This window comes from Nonomuraea sp. KM90, from assembly GCF_052246675.1.
GTDB lineage: Bacteria > Actinomycetota > Actinomycetes > Streptosporangiales > Streptosporangiaceae > Nonomuraea.
Genome location: NZ_JBQQCB010000005.1, coordinates 260,795 through 285,575, shown reverse-complemented (window position 1 = coordinate 285,575; position 24,781 = coordinate 260,795). Strand labels below are relative to the sequence as shown.

The 24,781-nt window shown below is 72.6% G+C and carries 21 protein-coding genes; 8 read left to right on the top strand and 13 right to left on the bottom strand.

Translation table 11 applies throughout. The features are described from left to right. Together ACTWPW_RS09200 and ACTWPW_RS09195 are read right to left on the bottom strand one after the other, a co-directional pair. Window positions 1–1,220, bottom strand: a 1,220-nt coding sequence (locus ACTWPW_RS09200) for an NAD(P)/FAD-dependent oxidoreductase (RefSeq protein WP_443168434.1), incomplete at its 3' end; no start/stop codon positions are given. Window positions 1,221–1,343: 123 nt separating this feature from the next. Beyond that, on the bottom strand, window positions 1,344–2,630 hold the full coding sequence (locus ACTWPW_RS09195; protein WP_443168433.1) for an MFS transporter: 1,287 nt from the start codon (window positions 2,628–2,630) through the stop codon (window positions 1,344–1,346). A gap of 96 nt (window positions 2,631–2,726) precedes the next feature. Here ACTWPW_RS09195 and ACTWPW_RS09190 point away from each other — a divergent pair, with 96 nt between their 5' ends. Next, window positions 2,727–3,359: an HAD family hydrolase gene (locus tag ACTWPW_RS09190; RefSeq protein WP_375118801.1), complete on the top strand. Its 633-nt coding sequence runs from the start codon at window positions 2,727–2,729 to the stop codon at window positions 3,357–3,359. Window positions 3,360–3,385: 26 nt separating this feature from the next. After that, window positions 3,386–4,021, top strand: coding sequence for a dihydrofolate reductase family protein (locus tag ACTWPW_RS09185; protein ID WP_375118800.1), 636 nt, complete (start codon window positions 3,386–3,388; stop codon window positions 4,019–4,021). Between the two features lie 3 nt (window positions 4,022–4,024). Here the strand turns inward: ACTWPW_RS09185 and ACTWPW_RS09180 are convergent, their stop codons facing one another. From ACTWPW_RS09180 to ACTWPW_RS09170, 3 genes are read right to left on the bottom strand one after another with little or no spacing between them, the layout of a single operon-like run. Then, the gene (locus ACTWPW_RS09180) at window positions 4,025–4,909 is read right to left on the bottom strand and encodes an NAD-dependent epimerase/dehydratase family protein (RefSeq protein WP_443168432.1); all 885 of its coding nucleotides are present in this window, start codon (window positions 4,907–4,909) and stop codon (window positions 4,025–4,027) included. A gap of 53 nt (window positions 4,910–4,962) precedes the next feature. Continuing rightward, window positions 4,963–8,829 carry an AAA family ATPase gene (locus tag ACTWPW_RS09175; RefSeq protein WP_443168431.1) on the bottom strand — a complete coding sequence of 1,289 codons (3,867 nt, stop codon included), beginning with the start codon at window positions 8,827–8,829 and terminating at the stop codon, window positions 4,963–4,965. Beyond that, window positions 8,830–9,939, bottom strand: a complete 1,110-nt coding sequence (locus tag ACTWPW_RS09170) for an exonuclease SbcCD subunit D (RefSeq protein ID WP_443168430.1) — start codon at window positions 9,937–9,939, stop codon at window positions 8,830–8,832. 107 nt (window positions 9,940–10,046) lie between these two features. Between ACTWPW_RS09170 and ACTWPW_RS09165 the strand changes: the two genes are divergently transcribed. Continuing rightward, window positions 10,047–11,540 (top strand): alpha/beta hydrolase family protein, encoded by a 1,494-nt coding sequence (locus ACTWPW_RS09165; protein WP_443168429.1) that lies wholly within the window; start codon window positions 10,047–10,049, stop codon window positions 11,538–11,540. On the opposite strand, the gene ACTWPW_RS09160 is transcribed toward ACTWPW_RS09165, so the two are convergent. Both ACTWPW_RS09160 and ACTWPW_RS09155 read right to left on the bottom strand, forming a co-directional pair. Continuing rightward, window positions 11,513–12,442 carry an alpha/beta hydrolase gene (locus ACTWPW_RS09160; protein WP_375118795.1) on the bottom strand — a complete coding sequence of 310 codons (930 nt, stop codon included), beginning with the start codon at window positions 12,440–12,442 and terminating at the stop codon, window positions 11,513–11,515. The two genes, ACTWPW_RS09165 and ACTWPW_RS09160, sit on opposite strands and share 28 nt — an antisense overlap. A 1-nt stretch (window position 12,443) precedes the next feature. Beyond that, entirely contained in the window at window positions 12,444–13,343 is a 900-nt protein-coding gene (locus tag ACTWPW_RS09155) for an enoyl-CoA hydratase-related protein (RefSeq protein WP_443168428.1), read from the bottom strand. A 191-nt stretch (window positions 13,344–13,534) separates the two neighbouring features. Between ACTWPW_RS09155 and ACTWPW_RS09150 the strand changes: the two genes are divergently transcribed. Then, entirely contained in the window at window positions 13,535–14,992 is a 1,458-nt protein-coding gene (locus ACTWPW_RS09150; protein WP_443168427.1) for an LCP family protein, read from the top strand. 19 nt (window positions 14,993–15,011) lie between these two features. Here ACTWPW_RS09150 and ACTWPW_RS09145 read toward each other — a convergent pair whose 3' ends face one another. Genes ACTWPW_RS09145 through ACTWPW_RS09130 form a run of 4 tightly spaced genes read right to left on the bottom strand, consistent with a single transcriptional unit; the run spans window position 15,012 to window position 18,310 of the window. Next, a complete protein-coding gene (locus ACTWPW_RS09145; RefSeq protein WP_443168426.1) occupies window positions 15,012–15,956 on the bottom strand; it encodes an asparaginase in 945 nt (314 codons plus the stop codon). Next, window positions 15,949–16,764, bottom strand: a complete 816-nt coding sequence (locus ACTWPW_RS09140; RefSeq protein ID WP_443168425.1) for an amino acid ABC transporter permease — start codon at window positions 16,762–16,764, stop codon at window positions 15,949–15,951. The genes ACTWPW_RS09145 and ACTWPW_RS09140 overlap by 8 nt, the downstream gene beginning before the upstream one ends. After that, window positions 16,761–17,405 (bottom strand): amino acid ABC transporter permease, encoded by a 645-nt coding sequence (locus ACTWPW_RS09135; protein WP_364117495.1) that lies wholly within the window; start codon window positions 17,403–17,405, stop codon window positions 16,761–16,763. The genes ACTWPW_RS09140 and ACTWPW_RS09135 overlap by 4 nt, the downstream gene beginning before the upstream one ends. Next, entirely contained in the window at window positions 17,405–18,310 is a 906-nt protein-coding gene (locus ACTWPW_RS09130) for a glutamate ABC transporter substrate-binding protein (RefSeq protein WP_443168424.1), read from the bottom strand. The genes ACTWPW_RS09135 and ACTWPW_RS09130 overlap by 1 nt, the downstream gene beginning before the upstream one ends. Window positions 18,311–18,417: 107 nt before the next feature. On the opposite strand from ACTWPW_RS09130, the gene ACTWPW_RS09125 reads away from it, so the two are divergent. The 4 genes from ACTWPW_RS09125 (at window position 18,418) to ACTWPW_RS09110 (ending at window position 22,141) form a co-directional block, all read left to right on the top strand. Continuing rightward, window positions 18,418–19,554: an ROK family protein gene (locus ACTWPW_RS09125; RefSeq protein ID WP_375118790.1), complete on the top strand. Its 1,137-nt coding sequence runs from the start codon at window positions 18,418–18,420 to the stop codon at window positions 19,552–19,554. A 276-nt stretch (window positions 19,555–19,830) separates the two neighbouring features. After that, window positions 19,831–20,028, top strand: a complete 198-nt coding sequence (locus ACTWPW_RS09120; protein ID WP_443168423.1) for a hypothetical protein — start codon at window positions 19,831–19,833, stop codon at window positions 20,026–20,028. A gap of 90 nt (window positions 20,029–20,118) precedes the next feature. Further along, window positions 20,119–21,780 carry a YwqJ-related putative deaminase gene (locus tag ACTWPW_RS09115; protein ID WP_443168422.1) on the top strand — a complete coding sequence of 554 codons (1,662 nt, stop codon included), beginning with the start codon at window positions 20,119–20,121 and terminating at the stop codon, window positions 21,778–21,780. A gap of 16 nt (window positions 21,781–21,796) precedes the next feature. Continuing rightward, complete coding sequence (locus ACTWPW_RS09110) at window positions 21,797–22,141, top strand: toxin-antitoxin system YwqK family antitoxin (RefSeq protein ID WP_443168421.1); 345 nt, start codon at window positions 21,797–21,799, stop codon at window positions 22,139–22,141. 240 nt (window positions 22,142–22,381) lie between these two features. On the opposite strand, the gene ACTWPW_RS09105 is transcribed toward ACTWPW_RS09110, so the two are convergent. Both ACTWPW_RS09105 and ACTWPW_RS09100 read right to left on the bottom strand, forming a co-directional pair. Further along, a complete protein-coding gene (locus tag ACTWPW_RS09105; RefSeq protein WP_443168420.1) occupies window positions 22,382–23,386 on the bottom strand; it encodes an enolase C-terminal domain-like protein in 1,005 nt (334 codons plus the stop codon). An 11-nt stretch (window positions 23,387–23,397) separates the two neighbouring features. Continuing rightward, window positions 23,398–24,774, bottom strand: coding sequence for an MFS transporter (locus ACTWPW_RS09100; protein WP_375118784.1), 1,377 nt, complete (start codon window positions 24,772–24,774; stop codon window positions 23,398–23,400). Window positions 24,775–24,781 lie beyond the last annotated feature (7 nt).

Sequence of the window (24,781 nt, the reverse complement as noted above, 5' to 3'; positions counted from 1 at the left end):
AGCGAGGCCAGCGCCCAGTCGGCCAGCACCGCCGCCTTGTTACGCGCAGTCGGCACCCAGCCCAGGTGGTACGCCCGGTGCGCCAGCCACCCGAGGAAGCCGGTGAGCTTGATCCGGTGCACCTGGGCCACCCCCTGGCGGTGGCCGAGCCCGGCGACCGAGCCGAGGTAGACGTGCCGGTACGCCTTGAGCCGCTGGCCCCGCACGTACGCGACCAGGTTGCGGCCCAGCAGCTTGCCCTGCCGTACCGCGTGCTGGGCGTTGGGCGCGGTGAACTCCCCCGGCCGGGTCAGGTCCGGCACGGCGGCGCCGTCACCGGCCGCGAACGCGTCGGCGACGCCCGCCACCGTGAGGTACTCGGTCGCGGTGATCCGCCCGATGCGGTCCACCGGCAGCCCGCTGGCCGCCGCGAGCGGGCTCGGCCGCCCGCCCGCCGCCCACACCAGGGTGCCGGCGTCGAGCTCGGTCCCGTCCGAGAGCACCGCCACCCCGCCGGCCGCCGAGGTCAGCCGGGCGCCGAGCCGCACGTCCACGGCGCGCTTGCGCAGCGCGTCCACGGTCCAGCGGCCGAGGTTCCCGTGCAGCTCGGGCAGGATGCCGTTGTTGGCCTCGACCAGGGTCCAGCTCAGGTCGCCGGGCTCGATCCCGTCGTGGTAGCGCAGGGCCTCGTCGGCCAGTCCCTGCATCTCGGCCAGCGCCTCGACGCCGGCGAACCCGCCCCCGACCACCACGAACGTCAGCGCCCTGCGCCGCACCCGCTCGTCGTCGGTGGAGGTGGCCGCGGCGAGCTGGGCCAGCACGTGGTTGCGCAGGTGCACGGCCTCGCCGATGGTCTTAAAGCCGACCGCGTGCTCGGCCAGCCCCGGGATGGGCAGCGCGCGGGTGATCGAGCCGGCCGCCATGACGACGATGTCGTACGGGATCGTCCTGGCCGGGCCCTGCGGCGGCTGGAACTCGGCAGTGCGCTCCCCGTGGTCCACCCGCGTGACGCGCCCGGTCAGCACCCGCACGCCCTTGAGCACCTGTCCGAGCGGGGCGGCCACGTGGCGCGGCTCGATCGAGCCGCCGACCGCCTCGGCGAGGAACGGCTGGTAGGTCATGTAGCCGCGGGGATCCACCACAGTGACGCGCGCCTCACCGGAACGGATGAGCCTGCGCAGCCCCCTGGCGGCGTACATGCCGACATATCCGCCACCGACGATCAGAATGTGCTTCCTCATTGCCCTGTCTCCTTTCGGGCTTTCCGCCACAAGGACACGACAGGGCCAGCGTTTTGTGACATCTGCCGGGAAACCGCCGAGGAAGATTTCCGCGGCAGGTCCAGCCGGAAGGGCCGGACGTGGTCACAACGTCCGGTCGCCCGTCTCCGGCAGGGCGAGCAGGCAGAGCAGGCTCAGCAGGGCCATCGCGGAGACGTACCCGCCGACCGCCGTTACGCCGAGCCCGCTCGCCTGCATGCTCGTGGCCACCAGCGGCGGCACCGCGCCGCCGAGCACGCCGCCGAGGCTGTAGGCGACGGACGCGCCGCTGTAGCGATACTCGGTCCTGAACAGCTCCGGCAGGTACGCACCCATCGGCCCGAAGATCAGCCCCATCAGCGCGAGCGCCCCGGTCAGCGCCAGCCCGACCAGGGCGACCGAGCGCGTCTCCATCAGCGGGAACATCACCAGCCCCCACGCGATGGCCACGGCCGTCCCGGCGATCAGCGTGCGGCGGCGGCCCAGCCGGTCGGACACCATGGCGGAGACCACCGTGCCCGCCGCCATGAACAGCACCCCGACCATGGTCAGGCCGAGCATCGTGGTCCGCGGGATCTCCAGCGTCGTGGTGCCGTAGGCCAGGCAGTAGGTGGTGGCGGTGTAGAAGAGGGTGTAGGCGATGGTCATGGCGCCGGCGCCGAGCAGCACGCGCCGCCACTGGTGCCGCATGAGCCCGGCGAACGGCACCTTGGCGATCCGGTGCTGGTCCATGGCCGCCTTGAAGACGGGGGTCTCGGAGATCTTCAGCCGTACGTACAGGCCGACGATCACCAGCAGCAGGCTCGCCACGAACGGCAGCCGCCAGCCCCACCCCTGGAACTGCTCGTCGCTCAGCACCTCGCCGAGGATCAGGAACAGTCCGTTGGCCACGATGAACCCGGCCGACGGGCCGAGCTGCGGGAACATCGCGTACAGGCCGCGCTTGCCCGGCGGCGCGTGCTCCGTGGCCAGCAGCGCCGCGCCGCCCCACTCGCCGCCGAGGCCGATGCCCTGCGTGAAGCGCAGCAGCACGAGCAGCACCGGCGCGAGCACGCCGATCGCCGCGTAGCCGGGCAGCAGCCCGATCGCGACCGTGGACAGCCCCATCACCAGCAGCGACACGACCAGCATGGACTTGCGGCCGACCCGGTCGCCCCAGTGCCCGAACACGGCCGAGCCGAGCGGCCGGGAGATGAACGCCACGGCGAACGTCGAGAACGACGCCAGGCTGCCCGCCACCGGGTCCATGCCGGGGAAGAACGCGGTGTTGAGCACCAGGGCCGCCGCGGTGCCGTAGATGTAGAAATCATAGAATTCGATCGCGGTGCCGATGAGGCTGGCGGCCGCGATCCTCGTCCTGCTCGGCGCCGCGGTCAGGGGGGAGGTCGTCATACGCGTCTCACTATGCGGACTAGCGTCTTGTGAAGTGGTACGAAGACGCTACCACCTGCGCAATGTTACGTTTCATATACCTGGAGGGAACATGACTTGGCCGTCGAACTGGTGATCTTCGACTGTGACGGGGTGCTCGTGGACAGCGAGCCCATCGCCGTACGCGTGGGCACGGCCGCGCTGCGCCGCCTGGGCTGGACGATCGACGAGGCCGAGTACGCCGAGCGCTTCGTCGGCTGCACTCCCGAATACTGGGAGGAGCAGGTCGGCCAGACGCCGCCGGGCTGGCGCGAGCAGGTCAATCTCGACTTCGCGGCCGCCGTCAAGGCCGAGCTGTGCGCGATCGAGGGCATCGAGGACGCGCTCGACGCCCTCGACATCCCCTCCTGCGTGGCCTCCAACGGCCGCCACACCACGATCCGCCGCAGCCTGGAGCTGACCGGGCTGGCTCACCGGTTCGCCGGGAGGGTGTTCAGCGCCGAGGACGTGGCCAGGGGCAAGCCCGCGCCCGACCTGTTCCTGCACGCCGCGGCCACGATGGGGGCCGAGCCGGAGCGTTGCGTGGTGGTGGAGGACAGCCCGTTCGGGGTGGCGGCGGCGGTGAGCGCGGGCATGCGCTGCCTGGCCTTCGCCGGCGGCCTCACCCCCGCCTCCCGCCTGACGGGCCTGGGCGCGACGCTCTTCCACCACCCCGCCGCGCTGCCCGACCTGATCGGCTCCCTCGACTGATCGGCCGCGTTGAGTAGCGTGAGGCCATGCCTTCAGGTACGGAACGCCCCTACGTGGTAGCGCACGTCGCTGTTTCCCTGGACGGAGCGACCACGGGATTCCAGCCGGATGTCGCCGGCTTCTACCAGCTCGCCCGGACCTGGGAGGAAGACCTCACCCTGGCCGGGGCCGACACCATCCTCGCCCAGGAGCCGGCCCTGGCCACGGCCGAGCGGCCCGGACCGGCCGCGGACGGACCGCTGCTGGCCGTCGTGGACGGCCGCGGCCGGGTCAGCGCCTGGGACGCGCTGCGTGCGGCCGGCCACTGGTCCGGCGTCGTGGCCCTGCACTGCCGCGACACTCCCCCGCGCCCGCCCGGCCGGGAGGTGCGGGAGCTCGTCACGGGCGCCGAACGCGTCGATCTGGGCGGGGCACTGCGCACGCTCGGCCGCGAGGACCGGATCGGCGTCGTACGGGTGGACAGCGGCGGCGGGCTCATCGGCGCTCTCATGGCGGACGGGCTGGTGGACGAGGTCAGCCTGCTCGTCCACCCGTGCCTGGCCGGCGACGGTGCCACCCGCCGCTGGTGGGGCGATCACCCCGCCGCCGCGCCGCTCACCCTGGTCGCCGCGCAGAGCCTGCCCGACGGCCTGGTCTGGCTGCGCTACCACCCCTGCCCCTGACGCTCACCTCTGGCGGGCGTGGCCGTCCTCGTCGAGGTAGTCGCGCCACGACCGCTTCGGGGCCCAGCCCAGCAGGCGGTGGGCCTTGGCGCAGGAGATGCCCGAGGCGTCGGGGCGGGCCAGCGGCCGCAGCTCGATCCGGTCGCCGTGGTATCGGCGCAGCGCCTCGGCGAAGTCGTGCCCGCCCGCGTTGTCCGGCGAGGCGATGTAGAACACCTCGTGGCCGGGCAGGTCGGACTCGGCGGCCAGCACGATCGCGTCCGCCAGGTCGTACACGTCGATGTAGCTCCACAGCCCCGCCCCGATCTGGGCGGCGTCGCGGATCTGCGGGCCTAGATTGCGCTCGTAGTTGCCCTCGTGCTGCACCCAGCTCGGCCGCAGCGAGATGCACCTGATGTCGGAGCGGCGCACCGCGGCGTCCATGAGCTGCTCGCCGAAGTGCTTGGCCAGCGCGTACGGGTCCTGCGGCCGGATCGGGTGCTCCTCGTCCACCGGCGCGTAGTCGGGCAGGAACGGCCGCTCCGGGAAGAAGAACCCGGGCACGGTCTCGCTGGAGATGTTCACGAACCGCGGGACGCCGAACCGCACCGCGGCCTCGATCATGTTGAACGTGGCCATCAGGTTGTTCTGGAACACCACCTGCGGCGGGTTGGCGGTGGGGTCGGGGATGGCCGCGGCGTGCACCACCGCCTCGGCCCCGCGCGTCACGGCGAACGCCTCTCCCGCGTCGGTCAGGTCGGCCTGCACGTAGCGGGGGGTGCCCGGGTCGTGCCGCTCCCAGACCGGACGTGTGAGGTCCGTGGCGGTCACCTCGTGACCCGCCTCGACCAGGGCGTTGACGGCCGCCCTGCCGACCTTGCCATGGGCTCCGGTGACGACGACGCGCATTTCGGCCAGCTCCTTCGTAGATCTCGGCGCGGTCCAGGGTAGCGCCAAGCCGCTCAGCCGACTCCCACCGCGCTCACCGTCGATCCCGTACGGGTCTTGGTGACCCTGAGCTGCGCCGTGATCCTCGACCGCAGCTCGGCCACGTGGCTGACGATGCCCACGGCGCGCCCGCCGTCCCGCAGCCCGTCGAGGATGTCCAGCACGCTGTCGAGCGTGTCCTCGTCGAGCGTGCCGAACCCCTCGTCCACGAACAGCGTGCCCAGCTCCGCGCCGCCCGCCTCGGCCGTGACCACGTCGGCCAGCCCGAGCGCCAGGGCCAGGGAGGTGACGAAGCTCTCGCCCCCGGACAGGGTCGCCGGGTCGCGGTCGACGCCGGTCCAGCCGTCGGCCACCCGCAGCCCCAGCCCGCCGCCCGCGCGCCCCCGGGAGCCCGCCGTCTTCCGCAGGTCGTGCCGCAGCAGGTAGCGGCCGGCCGACATGTGGTCGAGCCGCTCGTTCGCGGCGTCCACCACCTGCCGCAGCCGCTCGCCCAGCACGAACGACGACAGGCTCATGCTCCACTGGTTGTCGCCGGAGGTGCCGCTGGCCAGCGCCGCCATCCGCTCGGCCAGCCGATGCCGGTCGGCCGCCGGCCGCCAGCGCTCGATGTGGGCCGACAGCTCGGCGTGCAACTCCTCCAGCCGCCGCGCCCTGGCCGCCGCCCGGTCGCGGGCGCTCGACAACCGCGTGTACGTCTCCTCCAGCGCGTCCCGCTCGGCCTGGACCGCCGCCAGGTCCGGCGCGGGCTCCGCGGCGGCGGCCACCAGCTCGGGATCGGCCAGCACGCCGCTGACGGCGGCATGCTCGTCGTCCAGCCTGCGCAGCAGCTCCGCCTTGCCCTCCCGCTCGGCCACGCTCCGGTAGGCGGCCTCCGCCTCCCGCACGTCCCCGAACCCCGCCTCGGCCGCCGCCTCCTCGGCCACTGCCCTGGCCCTGGCCAGCTCGTCCCGAGCCGCCACCGCCGCCTGCGTGGCCTCCAGCGCCTCGCGCAGCAGCTCGGCCTCGTCGTTGAGCCTGGACAGACGGGCGGTCAGCGTGTCGTCGCCGCCGCGCGCCGCGTCGAGCCGCGCGGTGAGCCGCCCGGCGTCCCCGCTCAGCTCCTCGTGCCGGGTGCGGCACGCCGCCAGCCGCGCGGCCACCCGGCGACCGCGCTCCTCCAGCTCCTGCCGCTCCCGACTGAGCCCGGCCGCCTCCCGGGCCAGCGCCGGCTCCTGGCCCGCCGACCCCTCCAGCCTCCGCAGCTCCCGCTCCGCCGCCGCCAGCACCGCGGCCCCGTCCACCTCGGCGCCGCTCGCGCCCTCGGCGGCGAACCGGGCGTCCCCGGCCGCACCCGCCTGGGCGAGCTGGGCGTGGCCGCGGGCGCGCTCCGACCGCAGGTGGCGGTGGTGGGCACGGTGGGCGGCCAGGGTCTCGGCGAGCTCCTTGGCCTGGTCGCGGACCTGCTCCCGCTCGGTCTCCACGCGTTCGAGCGCGGCCGTGAGGGCGGGCTCGCGGTCGGCCACCGCCCGGAGGCGGGCCACCTCCTCCTCGGCCTGCTCCACCCGCGCCCCGGCCGTGTCCACGTCGAGGTCACCGGCGGTCTCGACGGCGGCGGCGTGCCGGGACTCCAGCGAGGCGAGGCCCCGCTCGGCGGCCTCGCGCTCGGCGAGGGCGGCTTCGTGGGCGGTCTCGGCCTCGTGCTCGTCGTCGGGGGAAGGGGCGCTCGGCGCCGGGGAGGCCGGGTGGGGGTGGTGCTCGGAGCCGCAGACCGCGCACGGCTGCCCGTCGGACAGGTCGCGGGCCAGCTCCGCCGCCATGCCGTCGATGCGGGCCTGCCGCAGGTCGAGCCAGCGCTCCCGCAGGCTCTGTGCCTGGTCGACGAGCACCTGGTGGGTGGCGACGGCCACCTCCAGCTCGGCGGCCAGGGCGTCGCGGCGGTGGGCGGCGTCGAGGGCGGCCCTGGCGGCGTCGAGACCGGCGGCCGCCGCGGGGATGGCCGCCGCCTGCGCGCGCACCTCGGCCAGGGCGGCTCCGGCGTCGGCGATGCGTTCGGGCAGCTCGGCCTCGGCGGCGGCCACCTCGGCCTCGCGCTGTGCCAGCGCGTCGAGCTCCACCGCCAGCCGGGCCAGCTCCTCGTCGATCTCGATCAGGTGGGCGGCGGCGTCGCGTATGGTGCGGGCGGCCGGGATCCTGGCGGCGTCCAGCCGCGCCTCGGCGAGCCTGGCCTCGGCCCGCTCGATGAGCTCGGGCAGCTGGGCCAGCCGCATGGCCACGGCCTCGTCGGCACCGACCAGCTCGGCCAGCTCGGCCTCGACGCGGAGCAGGTCACGGCGTACGACGGACAGCCGGGCCTCCTCGGTGAGCAGCTCCGACAGGCGCGCGATCTCGTCCTGCCGCTGCCGCTCCAACGCCGCGAGCTCCGCGACGGACGGCTCCTTCCCCACCGGCGAACCGATGCCCGTGGCCGGCGAACCGGTGCCCGCAGTGGGCGAACCGGGGCCCGCGGTGGGCCGACCGGGGCCCGCGGCAGGTGAGCCGGGGCTCGTGGCCGGGCCGGTGGCGGGAGTGTCCGCATGGCGTTGCGGGGTCGTGCGGGTGGCGGCCAGCAGGGGGCGGGCTCGGGCGAGGGCGTCGGCGGCCATGGTGCGGGCCTTCGTGGCGGCCTCCGCGCGCTGCCGGGCCGCCGTGATGAGCGGGACCACGCGGTCCGCCCTGGCCGCGTCGTCGAGGATGGCCTGCAGGTCGGCGCGCTCGTCGGAGCGCTCGTCGAGGGTCCGGCGCAGGGTGAGCGCCTCGGCGTGGCGGCGCTGACGCTCGGCCAGGGCGGCGGCGGCCTCGAAGCGCATGCGCGCCCCGCGCACCGCCTGACCGGCCGCGGCGTGCTCCTCGTCCATCCGCGCCACGACGGCCCGCGCGGCGTCGAGCAGCGCTCCCGCCCACCGCAACGGATCGGAGTCGGGCGTCGGCACGTCGCCGGGGTCTCCGTCGCCTTCATCGGCTGTCAGCCCGGTGGCAGGCCCACCGGCCCGCACGCCGCCGCCATCCGAGGTCATGGCGGTCTGCCGGCCGGCGGACGCGGCATGCGATGTGGCGGAGGTGCCGTCGCGCGGGCCGGGACCGCTGCCCGCTGAGGCAGGCCAGTCGAAGAGGGCCGACGGTGTCTCAGGTGGGGGCGAGCCGGAAGGGGTCTCCGTGGGACGGGCCAGGGCGGTGGGCAGGGCGGTGGGCAGGTCGGTGCCCGCGACCTCCTCCACCCGCTTGATGGCGAAGTCCACCTGCTGCCGCAGCTCCTGCGCCTCCCGCCAGGCCAGCTTGCGGTGCTCGGCCAGCCACGACTCGGCCTGGGTGAAGATCTTGACCGTGAACAGCCGCTCCAGCAGTTTCGACCGCTCGTCCCCGTCGGCGCGCAGGAACTTGGCGAAGTCTCCCTGCGGCAGCATCGCCACCTGGCAGAACTGGGCGGCGTTCATGCCGAGCAGCCCGCCCACCAGGTCGCCGGCCTCGTCGAGGCGGGTGGTCAGCCCGTGCCAGTCAGCGCCCCGCCATTCCGACAGGACGACCTTGGACTTCTCCTCCGTGAACCCCGACCCCCGCAGCTTCGGCCGCTGCCAGGCCGGGGAACGCTGGATGCGCAGTAAACGGCCGCGGATCGTCACCTCAAGCGTGACCGACGGCCCGGCCGAGGGCGGGGCGTGGTCGCAGCGCAGGCTGCGGGCGCTGTTGCGCTGCCCGGGCACCTGGCCGTAGAGCGCGAAGCACAGCGCGTCGAGGATCGTGGTCTTGCCGGCCCCGGTGGGGCCGTGGACGAGGAAGAGGCCCGCCTCGGCCAGGGCGTCGAAGTCGACCGTCTCGGTGCCCGGGAACGACCCGAACGCCGTCAGCGAAAGCCGGTGCGGCCGCATCTACGCCATCGTCTCCTTCACCCTCGATGCCTCGATGGCCTGTCTTAGCAGGTCTTCCTCCTCAGGTGCGGCAGGCTCGCCGCGCACCTCCCGGACGAAATCGAGGGCGACCTCCGCCTCCGGCCGCCCGCTGACGGCCACCGGCTGGGCGGCGGGGGCGGCGCCGACCGGGTCGAAGGAGAGGGCGAGGGTGTGGGGGAAGCGGGCGCGCAGCCGGTCCATGGCGGACTTGGGGCGGACGGCGTCGGTCAGGATCACCTGGAGCCAGTGGTCCTCGTAGCGGGTGTATGCGGGGTCGGCCAGGAGGTCGTCCAGGTCTCCGCGCAGCCGGCCGACCGGGCGGGGCACGGGGGCGGGCACGAAGTCGGTCTCCTCCCCCAGCGTGACCAGCCACGAGCCCTTGACGTGGCCCACCTCGGAGAAGGAGTAGGCCAGCGGCGAGCCCGAGTAGCGCACGGTCTCCGACATGCGCTGCCGGCCGTGCAGGTGCCCGAGCGCGACGTAGTCGACCCCGTCGAAGGCCGTCAGCGGCACGTGGGCCACCCCGCCCACGCTGATGTCGCGCTCGCTGTCGCTGGCCTGCCCGCCCGTCACGAAGCAGTGGGACAGCACCACGGAGGCGCGGTGGCGGGCCGCGTCGGCCCTGATGCGCGTCATCGCGTGCGTGATCGCGGCGGTGTGGCCGCGGTCGGGCAGCTCCCAGGCCGCCCGCACCAGCTCCGGCTCCAGGTAGGGGATGCCGTAGAAGGCCACGTCGTCGACCAGCACCGGCTCCCAGGACTGGTCCGGCGTGGTGCGCACGTGCACCCCGGCGGCCTCGAACAGCGCCGAGCCGAACCGCAGCCGCAGCGCCGAGTCGTGGTTGCCGCTGATCAGCACCACCCGGGCCCCGGCCGCGCGCAGCCGCCCGAGCGCCTCGTCGAGCAGGGCCACCGCGTCCACCGGGGGCAGCGCCCGGTCGTAGACGTCGCCGGCCACCGCCACCACGTCGACCCGCTCGGCCCGCACCGTCTCCACCAGGTGGTCGACGAACGCCGCCTGCGCCGCGAGCAGGCTCTCGCGATGGAAGGAGCGCCCCAGATGCCAGTCGGAGGTGTGCAGGATCCGCATGTCGCAGCAAGCTAACAGCTCTCACCGACAAATACGGTCTCTCCTGTCCCACGCGCCGGGAGTACGCTGGAAGATCAGCGGGCAAACCAACGCACATGGGGAGGCCAATGCGCACTGGCCGTGGCACCTTGAGCGTGGCCGCCGGTCTGGTGCTGGTGGCTCTCGCGTCGGTCGGTTACGTCCTGCCACCCGCGTTCGACCCGCCGCCGCTCAAGGCCGATCCAGCCTTCCAGGCCATCCCGGCGCAGCCGGCGGGCGAGCTGAAGCCGGTGGTGGCCGTCGATCCGATCCGCCGCGAGGAGATCTCCCTCCGGGGAGAGGGCCAGCGCCTGGAAGGCACGCTCCGGGCGCCCCTCACTCCCGGGCGGCATCCGGCGATGGTGTTCGTGTCGGGGTCGGGCAACGGCTCCCGTACGGAGTTCACGCCGCAGGCGGAGTTCCTGGCCAAGGCGGGCGTGGTGACGATCGCGTTCGACAAGCGCACGATCGGCTACAACTTCCGCGAGCGGGACTTCGGGCTGCTCGCCGACGACGCGCTGCGGATGGTGGAATACCTGCGTACGCGTCCGGAGGTCGACCCCACGCGCGTCGGCCTGTGGGGCGTGTCCGAGGGCGGCTGGGTGGTGCCGATCGCGGCGGCCAAGAGCTCGGCCGTGGGCTTCATGGTGCTGGTGTCGTCCCCGAACGTCTCCCCGCTGCGCCAGGTCGCCTGGGCGCTGAACGAGCAGCTCCTGCGGCTGCGGGCCCCGATCGGTGCCCGTGACCTGCTGACCAGGGCGATGGGCGGGGTCGGCTTCCACTTCCTGCGCTACGACGCGATGCCCGCCTTAAGTCAGGTCAAGCAGCCGGTCCTGGCGTTCTACGGCACCACCGACCCCTCGATCCCCTTCGTCGAGTCGACCAAGGCGCTCATCACGGCGCTCGGCAAGGCGGGCAACGACAACTACACGATCCGCTTCATGGCCGACGGCGACCACGCCATGCGGGTCCACGGCGGTCCCTTCACCAAGGGCTACCTGGAGACCCTGGCCAACTGGATCAAGGGACTGCCGGACACGGCCCGGCCCGCGGTGCACATGGCGGGCGCCACTCCCGTCCAGCGGTTCGAGGCCAGCGACGTGCCCGCCGCCCCCTGGTACGCCGGCGGCACCATGCTCGGGCTGACGATCTGCCTGGCCGCCGTCGGCTACGTGGCCGGCCCGGTCGCGGCCATGGTCGTACGCCTGCGCCACCGCAAGCAGACCCCCGTCGAGACCAACGCCAGGCTGTGGCGGCCGATCAGGCGCCGGCTGAGCCGAATGGCGTGGACCGGCCTGGGCCTGCTGGCCTCGGTGGTGGCGTTCATCACGGTGCTGGTGCTGTTCTCGGTCAACCAGGCCGGGGCCTGGCCCGCCGTGCTGGCCGGCTGGCTGGTCGTGCGCGTGCTGGCGGTGCTGATGCTGATCCAGGAGGTCACGGCGGTGGCGGCGTTCGTGTCGGCGCTGCGCGAGGGCATGCAGCCGAGCCGGTGGCAGCACGTGGCGGTCGCGGGCGTGCTCGGCGGCAACGGGCTGCTGCTGGTGGCGGCGGCCTACTACGGGTTGTTCTCGTTCCCCTGGTAGACATAGGCGCTCATCCAGCGGTCGATCTCGGCGAACACCTGCTTGCGCGCGGGCTCGGCCGACAGCACCAGGTCGTGCAGGCCGTCCGGGATGCGTACGCAGGTCACGTGGGGCCCGAGCGCGGTGGACCAGCGGGCGATCTGGCGGGGGTCGAGCACGACGTCGGCCGAGCGCGCCTCCGGTACGAAGTCGCTCACCTGCAGCCCGCTGGCGGAGGCGAGGACGAGGACCGGCACGTCCACCGACAGGCCCGCGTGCAGCCGCCGCTGCGCCCGCCTGATGGCGGCCAGCCACATGGCGTGCACCGAGAAGCCGCCCAGCGGCTTGAGCTCCAGGTCGTAGTCCCACTCGCCCTGCTCGCTGCGGTGCAGCGTCTGCCCGTAGACGGTGCTGACGCCGAGCGGGAGCACCCGGCGCGTGTACGACAGCGGCGTCCTGAGCAGGTCGGTGGCCAGCCGCAGCGGCGTGGACACGTTGAGGTCGAAGAACGGGCTGTTGAGCACGAGCCCCTGCACCAGGCCCCGCCCCCGGACCCGGTCGGCCCACAGGGGCGCGATCAGCCCGCCGGTCGAGTGGGCGTTGATCGTCAGCTCGTCGTGGCCGGCGCGGATGAGGCGGACGGCCTCGTCGATCTCGGGGAAGTAGTCGGTGACGCTCCTGATCAGGCCCCTGGTCTGGTGCGGGAGCAGCGAGCGGCCGTATTTGCGCAGGTCGAGGGCGTAGAAGTCGATGCCGCGCTGGACGTAGTGCTCGGCCAGGTGGTCCTGGAAGAAGTAGTCGGTGAATCCGTGCAGGTAGAGGACCGCCCTGCGGGAAGGGGCCGCGGCTCTCCTGGACACCAGCGTGGCCACGACCTCGCCCTCGAAGTCGTCGGGCATCGGCAGCACGGTGATCTCGTACATGTCAGACACCATAGGGATCGTCCGGCCACGACGGCACACCGGGCGGCAGGTCCTTGCCGACCTTCATCGGGAAGTCGGCCGGCCGCTTCTCCAGGAACGCCGTCACGCCCTCGATGGAGTCGGGCGCCCCGCCCAGCTCGGCCATGAGCCGGGAGTCGGCCGCGTGCGCCTCCCAGGGCGAGGACGCCGACAGGCCCGACCACATCAGCCGGCGGATGGCGGCCACGGAGACGGCCGAGGTGTTGTCGGCGATCTCGCGGGCCAGCGCGTACGCGGCCGGCAGCAGCTCCTCCGGCGGGTGGACGCGCGAGACCAGCCGCCCTTCGAGCGCCTCGGAGGCGGGGAAGACGCGGCCGGTCGTGGCCCACTCCATGGCCTGGGCGATGCCCACGATCCTGGGCAGGAACCAGCTGGAGGCGGCCTCGGCGACGATGCCGCGCCGGGCGAACACGAACCCGAACTTGGCCGTCTCGGAGGCCAGCCGGACGTCCATGGGCAGGGTCATCGTCACCCCGACGCCCACGGCCGGGCCGTTGATCGCGCCGATGACGGGCTTCAGCGAGCGGGCGATCCTGAGCGCGACCGTGCCGCCGCCGTCGCGCGGAGCGCCGTCCACGGTCTCGCCCTCGCCGCCCGGGTGCCCGCCCCGGTGCCCGCCCCGGTGCCCGCCCCGGTGCCCGAACGTGCCCCCGCCGCCGCCCAGGTCGGCCCCGGCGCAGAACGCGCGGCCGGCCCCGGTGACCACCACCGCGCGTACGTCGTCGTCGGCGTCGGCCAGGTCGAACGCCTCGATCAACTCTCCACGCATCGTAAAGGTGAACGCGTTGAGCCGTTCCGGACGCTTCAATGTGACGGTGGCGATGCGATCGGTCACCCCGTACTCGATCTCAGAGAAGGCCATGCCCCGAATCTTATTCGGTTACTGATGTTCACCCTCTGATAAAGACATATTTCGTATCTGATGCGTAGGCTGCCGCCTCTATGGCGGCCTGAGGCGACCGCACCCGTGCGGTTCACCGCAGGTTGCGGAGTTTGCGCCTATGGTGGAATTCGCGGGGAAACGGGGAAGGCGTGCGGCAGGGTAAGGAACCGATGGGCGCCGGAGCGGTCCTCGGGTGGCTGGTGCTGGCGGCACTCGTGCCTGGGGCCGCTCATCTGCGCGCCGGCTGGCGCAGGACCGGCCTCGTCCTCATCTCCTGCTACGCCGCCGCGCTGCTGGGCCTGCTCGCGTTCGTCCTGATGAACGACATCGGCGCCCTGGCCGGCTCGGCGACCCAGGACTCCTGGCTCACCTCCATCATGGTCGGCACCATCGTGCTGGGGTTGCTCTGGTTCGGGCTGATCGTGCACTCGTTCGTCGTGCTGCGGCCCGGCCGGCTGCCGCAGTCGGGGCAGATCCTCACCGGCACCATGGCGGGGCTGCTCGCCGTCGTGGTGGTGGTGCCGTTCGGGTGGGCCGCGCAGACCGCCTCCGCGTCGCGGCAGGCCCTCAACGACATCTTCCAGACGCCCGAGAACGAGGGGGAGAGCCCGGCGCCCGAGCCCAAGCCCGAGGACCCCTGGGCGGGGCGGGAGCGGGTCAACATCCTGCTGCTGGGCGGCGACGCCGACGACAACCGGATCGGCGTGCGTACCGACAGCATGAACCTGGCCAGCGTCGACGTGAAGACCGGCAACACCGTGCTGTTCAGCCTGCCGCGCAACCTGGAGGACGTCCGCTTCCGCCCCGGCACGCCGATGGCACGGCACTTCCCCAACGGCTTCGACCTGCCCAAGGACGCCAACGGCGGCAGCAGCGACCTGCTCAACAGCGTCTGGGAGTACGCCGACGCGCACCCGGAGATCTTCGGCGGCAAGCAGCACCAGGGCCCCAAGGTGCTGATGGACACGATCGGCTACACGCTCGGCCTCAAGGTCGACTGGTACGCCCTGGTCAACATGTGGGGCTTCGCCCGCCTCATCGACGCCATCGGCGGCGTCACGATCACCGTCGAGCAGGACGTCGTGTTCGGCAAGTACAACGAGGGCCTGGTCAAGGCCGGCACGCGCAAGCTCAAGGGCGCCGACGCCATGTGGTACGCCCGCTCGCGCACCTACAGCGACGACTACACCCGCATGCGCCGCCAGCGGTGCGTGCTCGGCGCCATCCTCACCCAGGCGGACCCGGCGACGGTGCTGACCAGGTTCAACCAGATCGCGCTGGCCACCAAGGAGCTGATCAGGACCGACATCCCGCGGCCGATGCTCAAGCACCTCGTGCCGCTGGCGCTCAAGGTCAAGAACGCCGAGGTGTCGAGCGTGCAGTTCGTGCCGCCGGTGATCAACACCGGCTATCCCGACTGGGACAAGATCCGGGACATCGCGGAGAAGGCGGTGCGCGACTCGGCCCGTACCAAGGCGCCCGTCGCCGCCTCCGCCAGCCCCTCGTCCTCGCCGTCGGTCTCTCCCTCACCGCGGAGGACCGCGAAGAAGCAGGAGAAGCAGCCCGGCGAGGGCGACCCGACGAAGGGGCTCACGGAGGGGTGCGGCCCCTCGTCGGCCAAGGGCTAGAAACCGGGCCCGAAGGGCGTCAGAGACGGGTGACGATCCGTCCCACCGGGACGCCGCCGCCCAGCACGTCCACCTGCTCGTACGCCGCCGCCCCGCTCACGTCGCACCCCATCAGGCGCAGCACGGACAGCGCGACGGCCGTGGTGGCGCGCGGGCTGCCGTCGATGACCTTGACGGCGACCGTGTGACCCGACTCCAGCGCCGCCACCAGCACGCCCTCCGCGCCGCCCTTGACCACGGCGCCGGGCAGGGCCCGCATCAGCTCGGTGTTCTGGTGGCCGGTGCCGCCGACGTACTCGGGGTGCTCGCGCATCGCGTCGGCGACCTGGCGCGGCGCGCTGCCCGGCGCGGCCAGCACCAGCGCCTGCACGGCCCGCGCCAGCCCGGTGAGCGACAGGCCGAACAGCGGCGCCCCGCAGCCGTCCACCGCCACGTGCGCGGCCTTCTCCCCGGCCAGCTCCTCGGTGACCGACCGCACGCCGAGCTGCAGGGGGTGGTCGGGCGAGAGGTAGCCGGGCACGTCCCAGTCGTTGGCCACGCTGGCGGCCAGCATGGCGGCGTGCTTGCCGGAGCAGTTCATACGCTCGTGGGAGACGTCCTGGCCCCGCCTGATGAGCTCCTCCATGGTGGCCCGGTCCTCCGGCCACGACGGCGGGCAGGCCAGCGCGCCGGTGTCGAGGTCGTAGTCGGCGAGCAGCTCGCGAACCAGGCTCACGTGGAAGTCCTCGCCGGTGTGGCTGCCGGCCGCGATCGCCAGCCGCGGGCCCGCCAGCGCCGCGCCCGCCTTCAGGCAGGCCAGCGCCTGGAACGGCTTGGCCGACGAGCGCGGCAGCACCGGCGCCTCCACCCGGCCGAGCGCCACCTCGGCGCGTCCCGACGGATCCAGGCCGACGGCGCTGCCGTAGTGGACGCTCTCCACGAATCCCGAGCGGACCACCTCGGCGAGCACGGCTAGGTCAGGCACCTGCGGTTCTCCTTCTGAGCGTGACGGGCTGGCGGGCCTCCAGCGTGCGGGCCAGCTTGGACAGCGACGCGTTGACCACCAGGTATATCAGCGCGACGACCAGATACGTCTGGATGAGCAGGCCGTTGTAGGCGGCCAGGACCTTGCCGCTGTAGAGCAGCTCGCCGTAGCTGACGACGAAACCGAGCGAGGTGTCCTTGAGCAGGCCCACCGACTGGCTGACGATCGACGGCAGCACGCGGCGGGCCGCCTGCGGCAGCACGATCAGGCTCATCGCCTGGAACCGCGTCAGGCCGACGGCCAGGCCCGCCTCCGTCTGGCCGCGCTCGATCGAGCCGATGCCGGCGCGGAAGATCTCGGCGTACGCGGCCGCGTTCGAGACCGTCAGCGGCACCACCAGCTTCCAGAACAGCGGCAGGTCGAGCCCGTAGCGCGGCAGCGCGAACAGCACCACGTACACCAGCAGCAGCGCCGGGACGACCCGGACCACCTCGACGTACGCGGCCGACGGCAGGCGCACCCACGCCCGCGGCGACAGGCGCCCCAGCGCCAGGGCCACGCCCAGCGCCATGGACAGCGCCGCCGAGACGACCGCCGCCAGGAACGTGGACCACAACCCGTCCAGCAGGTAGCGCCACATCGGCCAGGTCCCGTACGGCTGCCAACGAGCCGCGTCGAGCTGCCCGTTCGCCGCGAACTGCCGCACGGCCAGCACGACGAGCACCACGGCGGCCAGCGTGCCGAGCACGGTGGCCATCCGGATGCGCCCGCGCGCCTTCGGCCCCGGCTCGTCGAAGAGCACGCTCATCGCAGGATCACCAGCCTGCGTTCGAGCCGGCCGGTCACGAACCCGGCGGCGGCGGCGATCAGCGCGTAGGCCACGCCCGCGCCCACGAAGATCGGGATGGGCTGGGCCTCGACCAGGTTCACGCGGTGCGCGGCCGCCGTCAGGTCGACCACGCCGACGGCCGCCGCCAGGGCGGTGTTCATGGTGGTCGCGATGAAGATGTTGCCGAGCGGCTGCACGACCGTGCGCAGCGCCTGGGGCAGGATGACGTGCCGCAGTGACTGGCCGAACGTCAGCCCGATCGCCCTGGCCGCCTCGCCCTGCCCCTTCGACACCGAGTTCACGCCCGAGCGCAGGGCCTCGCCGATGTAGGCGGCCTCGTACACGGCGATGACCACGAACGCCGTCACCAGCGGCTCGGCCTTGATCCCGATCTCCGGCAGGCCGAAGAAGGCCAGGACCAGCAGCACGAGCAGCGGGAGGTTCTGGAACGTCTCCACGTACGCCGTGCCGATCGCGCGCAGCACCCCGACCGGGCTCACGCGCAGGGCGCAGACCAGCACGCCCAGCACCGCCGCGCCGGCGAACGACGCGGCGGTGAGCTGGAACGTCACGATCAGTCCCTGCCACAGCTCCGGCAGGTGTTCGAGGAGGACGGACATCAGGATCCCGGCACGGAGCCGATCTGCGGCGGCTGTGGAGCCTCACCGGTGACCACGGTGCCGATGGACTTCTTCCAGATCTCCTGCCAGACGCCGGTGTCCTGGGTCTTCTTCAGCCAGTCGTTGACGAACTTCTTGAACTGGTCGTCGCCGTGCTTGAGGCCGATCCCGTACGGGTCCACAGTGAACGGCTTCGTCACGATCTCGATCGACGGGTCCTTCTTCGCGTCGGCGATGAGGATCGTCTCGTCCTGCACGTACGCCACGCCCCGGTCCTGCTTGAGCGCCTGGACGCACTCGGGGTCGCTGCCGAACGTGATGATCTCCGCCTGCGGCGCCAGCTTCTTGATCGCCGGGATGGCCGGGGTGTTCGCGCCCGCCAGGACCTTCTTGCCGTTGAGGTCCTCCGGCTTGGCGATGCCGGTCGTGCCCTTCTTCACCGCGATCGTCAGGCCCGAGGTGTAGTACGGGCCCGCGAACGCGACCTGCTTCGCGCGTTCCTCGGTGATCGTGTACGTCTGGAAGACGACGTCCACGGTGCCGTTGGCCAGCAGCGCCTCCCGGGTCTCGGACGCCGAGTTGACGATCTTGACCTTGGGCTCGCCCAGGATGTACTTGGCCAGCGCCTTGCCCATCTCCGCGTCGAACCCCTCGACCTCGCCGGTGACGGGGTTCTGCTGGGAGAGCAGGGGCGCGTCCAGCGAGCCGCCCACGAGGAGCTCGCCACGCTGCTTGATCTTCTCCATGGTCGAGCCCGGCAGGATGTCGGCGACCGCCGCGACGGGTGCCTTGGCGAGCACGTCACTCTGCTGCTTCGGCTCTCCCGGTACGGCTGGGCTGCTCGACTCCCCGCAGGCCGCCAGGGCTAACAGGGAGACGGCGGCGACGGCGACGAATCTCTTCATGAACAGCTCACTTCCTTCGATTTCGAAGATAAGCGGGACCGTAGTGGGAAATTTCGTAGCAAGTCAATACGTTGTCGGCGGAAGTCTGGACATGGTAGTTATCTCACATGAACCAGCGGCTGCCCGTGCAGGGGGCACAGGGCGACCTGCTGCGACTCGTCGCCACCGGCAGGGCCGAGTCCCGCGCCGACCTGGCCCGCTTATCGGGTCTGGCGGCCTCCAGCGTCTCGCTCCGCGTCGAGGAGCTCATCGACGCGGGCCTCCTGGCCGAGGAGGGCGCGGGCACCTCGCGGGGCGGCCGCCGCCCCCGCCGCCTGCGCCTGTCCCCCGGCGCGGGCGTGCTGGCCGTGGCCGATCTGGGGGCGCATCACGTACGCCTCGGCCTGCTCGACCTCAGCGGCGTCCCCATCGTCATCGAGGAACGCCGCTGCGAGATCGCCGAGGGCCCCCGCCGCACCCTCGACCGCATCGCCGACGCGTTCGACGCCCTGCTGGCCGAGCACGTCCCGGCCGACGTCCCGCTGCGCGGGGTGGGCACCGGCATCCCCGGCCCCGTGGACCCCGCCACCCTGCGGGTCGTCACCCCGTCCCGCATGCCCGGCTGGAACGAGTTCCCGGTCGCCGAACACCTGGCCACCCGCTACGACCTGCCCGTCCTCGTGGAGAACGACGCCAACCTGATGGCCGCCGGCGAGGCCAGATGGTGGCCCGGCAGCGAGAACCTGATGGTCGTCAAGGCCGGCACCGGCATCGGCTGCGGCGTCATCGTCAACGGCCACCTGCACCGGGGCAGGGGCGCGGCCGGGGACATCAGCCACGTACGGGTGCGCTCGGACTCCTCGATCCTGTGCGCCTGCGGCCACCCCGACTGCCTGGAGGCGTACGCCAGCGGCGCCGCCCTCATGTCCGCCCTCGCGGAGGCCGGCATCGAGGTGACCCGCCCCGCCGACATCGTCACCCTGGTCAACGACGCCGTCCCGGAGGCCACCAGCCTGGTGCGCAACGCGGGCCGCCGCATGGGCGAGGTCCTGACGGTCCTGGTGAACTTCTTCAACCCGGACGTGGTGGCGGTGGGCGGCAGCCTCTCGGCCGCCGAACCCCTGCTCACCTCGATCAGGGCGGCCGTGTGGGAGCGCTGCCTCCCGCTGGCGACGAGGGACCTGGAGATAGCGCCGGCCAGGGCGGGCCGGGACGCGGCCCTGCAAGGAGCCGGCACGCTGCTCCTGGAGGCCGCCCTGACCTGACGCGGGTCTCCCGGCAGGGGAGGCCGGGCGGTGTGCGGGCGATCGCTTCCGGGGCAAGGCGTCCTCCACGCGCCACTGGCTCAAGCAGGGCTTCGCCACCGGCGACTCCGCCTCGTGCAACACCTGGACGGCCTCGTCCGCCAAGGTGGCACAGCGGCGGGCGCGTGTCCGTGCGTAAAGAACGGGCCTTGGCGCTGTGGCGTACCCGCCGGGGTCGCGACGGAACGTGATCTCCTGGGCGACGTCGTCACCGTACGCTACTCAGGAGGTCCGAACATGCGCCGCCGAGCTCACCTGCTCGCCACCGCCGCCCTCATCACCGCCCTCGCGCCGATCGCCGCCGCGAGCACGCCCACAGGTGGGCTGCTGGAGCGCGTGCACCACGTCCGCGACGCCTTCCTCGAGGCGGGCGCCCGCCTCTACGGCCTGACCGACATCATCGGGGGCGTCAGCCTGCGCTCGCTGCCGTCCTGAGGCCCCATACCTGCTCGCACCGGCGTTGAACCCGGCGTGGCCGCGAACGCGTACACCCCTCCATAGGCGCGGCCACGTGGAGGGGGCGTCATGGGGATGCCGACGGGATGGCAGGTGCTGGGGCTCGCCGACGACCCCGCCCCGGGCGACCCCGGGCAAGTGCGCACGCTCGCCCGCGGCCTGCTCGACCAGGCCGAACTGGCCGACACCAACACGGCCCGGCTGAACACGGTATCGGGCGGCAGCTCCGCCCTGCGGATGCGCGGCGACTACGCGGCCGCCTACACCGAGGCGCTGGCCGTGCTGCCGGCCGAGCTGGCCAAGCTGGGCAAGGCCTACCGGGGCGCGGGGGACGCGCTGATGACGTACGCGGGCAGCCTGGAGCAGGCCAAGGCGCGCTCGGGTGTCGCGCTGCGGCAGGGCGCGGCGGCCCACGAGCAGTATCAGGGGGCGCTGCGCGAGGTCTCCGCCCGCCTCCCGGCCGCCGCCGGTCTGCGCACGCTCACCGACGTCGAGCAGGCCGTCACCGCCGCCGACCCCGCCGTCCAGGCCACGGTACGACCGGCGGTGCAGCGGGCCAGGAACGCCGACGCGGACCGTACGCGGGCCCGCAGGGTGGCCGACGAGGCCGCCGCCCTGCGCGCGGACGCCGAGTCCCGGGCGGTCGACGAGATCGAGCGGGCGCTGGCCGGGAGCGGCATCCAGAACAAGTCGTGGCTGGCCAAGGCATGGGACACGGTCTCGACCCCGTTCCGCTCCTGGGACGACTTCGTCAACCTGGCCCGCAACGTGGCCATGGTCGCCGGGATCGCCCTGCTGGTCATCGGCACCGGCGGGCTCGCCGGGGCGTTCCTGGTGGGCGCGGTGGTGGTCGCGGGCGCGATCGTGTTCGCCGACTCGCTGAACAAGTACCGCCAGGGCAAGGCGGGCCTCGGCCAGGTCATCCTGGACGGGATCGGCATGTTTCCCGGCGGCAAGAGCGCGGGGCTGCTGGCCCAGGGAATGGTGCTGGCCGGCGGCCTCCGAGGCGCCGCGACGGCCGTCCGAAACGGCGCCGGCCGCCTCATGGGCCGCCTCTTCGGCCGCCGCACCCCGCTCCAGCCCACCCCGGCCGCCGCCGATCTGGCGGGGGCCCGGTCACGTCTCGAGGAGCTGGGGCACCGCTTACCCGACCCGGCGGAACTGACCTTGGGACGCGGGCGCGGTGGCCTGATCGACACGGTGAACGAACGGCCGGTGCACGAATTCGTCCAGGACGTCGCCACCCAGCGCAACCAGCTGTACCGGGAGATGCGCGACAGCGGGCAGCCGCACTTCACCACGAACGACATCGGCAGAATGCACTCCATCGCCTTCGACCGGCGCACCGGGCAGCTCTTCGAAGCCGACAACCGCACCATTGCCCACGTCGTGCCGGACGATCTGCATCCGACACTGCAAAGACCGCTCGACGAGATGCGCGAGTACGCCGAGCGCAATCCGAACGCCTACGATTACGGGCCCGGATATTCGGGTGGCTATCCTCACGGCGATGTCGCCGGAACGCATTCCGAAGTGGTGGCGACGAACAAGGCTCTCTGGGCCAGGGAGAGCGACGGCCGCCATCCCACGGACGCGGCCCATCTCTCCGAGATCGTCGTGGACAACCGCCGCCTGTTCGGTGGCGGGGAGGGCCTGCCCGCCCCCTGCTGCGCGAACTGCACCGCCATTCTTGGCCCCATCGACTCGATTCCGGGAAAGTCGGGAGCATGACGGGAAAGGTGGAAGCATGACGACGCCTCGCGTGCCGCTGGCCGAGACCGATGTCGATGACCACGAGCGGGTGACCCACAACGGCGAGTTGTTCACCGGTGTCGCCACCGAAACCGGCCCCGACGGGACGCTACGGGCCGAGACCCGATACACCCATGGCATCCTGAACGGCCCGGCCCGCGCTTTCTGGCCGGACCAGACGCTCAGGCTGGAATCCGTCTACGAAGGCGGCTTCCCGGTCCTGCACAGGGAGTGGCACCGCAACGGCCGGCTCGCTCTCGAAAGGCACCTCAGAGGCGGCGGCGAGCTGGTCAGCGAGCAACGATGGGACGAGGACGGGAACCCCGTCTCCCGCCCATGAGCGTCCTCGACCAGGACATGGAAGCGCGGCTGATCGTGCGGGGGAAGGGGCGGGCAGCGACCGCGACACCGCAGATAAGAACCGACCCGACAGCCGTCTTCCCACCCATTCGGGCAGGAAGCAGGACAGGTCCTTCGTCAGCAGGACGCGTGTGATCCGCCCTCGGGTCAGCTCCAAGGCCCGCCCCCTTGAGATCCCGAAGTCCGGGGTCAACGGCAGGCGGGCCCGATCGCGCGGGCGTCACGCGTGGAAGGACTCCCGGGACATCCGCCGCAGCCGCGTCTCGTCGATGTCGTGCCCGAGCCCCGACTGCGTCAGCGGGACCGCGATGACCCCGGCGTTCGCCCCCACGATCGGCGTGACGATCTGGTTCTGCCGCGGCGGCTGCGTGACGTCGCACGGCAGCGTGCAGCCGGGCAGGCTGGCGACCGCCACCGTCGCCGCCCGGGCCAGCCCGGCCCCCTGGCCGCCCGTGCACTGGATGTCCCAGCCCGCCGCGGCGGCCCGGTCGTGCGCGCGCCTGGCCTCCGACAACGACGGGAACGAGGACGGCCGCAGCAGCAGGACCCGCGCCGCCCGCAGCGTCAGGTAGTCGTCCAGCTCGGCGGTCGAGCCGGCCTCGACCGCCACCGAGGCGGCCACCTGGTCCTGGAGCGAGGCGTGGGAGCAGGTGTCGGCGACCGGGAAGGGCCGCTCGATGACCTCGAGGCCGTAGGAGTCGAGGGCGACGAGCTGTTCGAGGTCGGTGTAGGCGTTGCCGCCGTCGACGGCCAGCGTCAGGGCAGGGTACGCCTGCCGCACCGCGCGTACGGGCTCCACGTCCCAGCCGGGCCGGACGTCCAGCGTGACGTGCCCGTAGCCGGCGCACACCTGCTGGTTGACCCGGGCCACGAGGCTCTCCACGGACGGGTCGGGCGCCAGCCGCACGGTCGCGATGAGCGACGTACGGGTGCCACCGATCGCCTCGGCGAGCGGCACCCCGCGCATCCGCGTCCACAGGTCCCAGCAGGCCATGTCCACCGCGGAGTCACCGCTCGGCACCTGATCGGGATGCTCCCAGTCGACCCCGATCAGCAGCGCGGCCAGCGACTCCTCCAGCTTGGACCAGGTCTTCGCCTGGGGGGCGGTGGCCTCACCCCAGCCCGTCATCCCGCCGTGGTCGGTGAGCTTGACGAGCAGGCTCTCCGACCTCCTGCCGAATGGCAGGACCAGCCGGAAAACCTCAAGCTCCCGCACTCGCGGCATGTACCCCCCTTTTATGACGCGGTTTCCTCCATAGTGCCCGCTGCCGGGGAGTGCACAAAACGCGGGGCCAGGATGACGCCCAGAACGGCCAGCGCGACGCTGAAGGCGAGACCGGCCGCGTAGTTCTGCGCGGCGGCGGTGAACAGGGCGCCGCTGACCGCGACGGCCATGACGGTGAACACCGACTCACCCACGCCCACGGCCGCGCTGTTGTTGCCCTCCTCGCCCTCCTTGGACATCTCCAGCACCAGCACCGACACGGTGGGGTGCAGCGCGCCGATGCCGAGGCCGACGATGGCCATCGCCACGTACGCCACCGCGAGCGGCACGAAGTCGACGAGGACCAGGCTCACCATCGCGATCCCGAGGGCGATCATGGCGGCGCCGCCCCGGATGGCCGTCATGTCGCTGATCAGGCCGCGCCCCTTGATCCAGGAGCCGGTGGACCAGCCGAGCGCCCCGACGGTCAGCACCACGCCCGCGGCGGTGGCGCTCAGGCCGCGCTCGTTCATCAGCATGAGCGGGATGAGCACCTCGGCCGCCGTGTACGAGCCGAACGCCAGGCCGCGCAGCACGGGCCCCGTCGGCAGGCCGCGGGCGGCCCGGAGCGAGCCGGGCAGCAGCAGCTTGGGCAGGGCCGTGACCAGCAGGGCCGCGCCGATGACGAGCAGGGGCAGGCCGGCCAGCCCGAGCGCGCTGCCGTACTGGATCAGGGCGGCGGCGACGGCGGTCAGCGTGGCGTAGACGAGCTTGCGGCCGAGGCCGGAGGCGGGCTCCGTGGCGATGCTGCCGTCGACCTTGCCGGCGGTGCCGTGCCAGAGCAGCACCGCCGCCGGGATGACGATGAACGTGACGCCCAGGAAGATCCACCGCCAGTCGAGGTTCTCGACCACGAAACCGGCGATGGCGGGCCCGATCATGGAGGGCACCACCCAGGCCGCCGAGAACAGGGCGAACACCTTGGGATGCATCGCCGGTGGATACACCCTGGCGACCAGCACGTACAGGGCGACCTGCGTGAATCCGGTGCCGATGCCCTGCACGAACCTGCCCGCCACGAACAGCTCCATGTTCGGCGCGAACCCGGCCAGCAGCAACCCGGCCACGAACGCCGCCACGCCGGCCACGATGGGCTGGAGCGGCCCCCGTACGTCGCTCCACCGCCCGCCCAGCACCGTCGCGATCACACTGGCTGCCAAGGTGGCGCTGAAGGCCAGGTTGTACAGCGGCATGCCGTCGAGATCGCGCGCCACCACGGGCATCGCCGTGGCCACCGCCATCGCCTCGAATGCCTGCAACATGACCAGGGCGACCAGGCCGATGCTCAGCGCCCGGTACTGCGGGGACACCACGCCCGCCGCGGCTTTCTCAACAGTCGTCGTTGTCATGACCGAA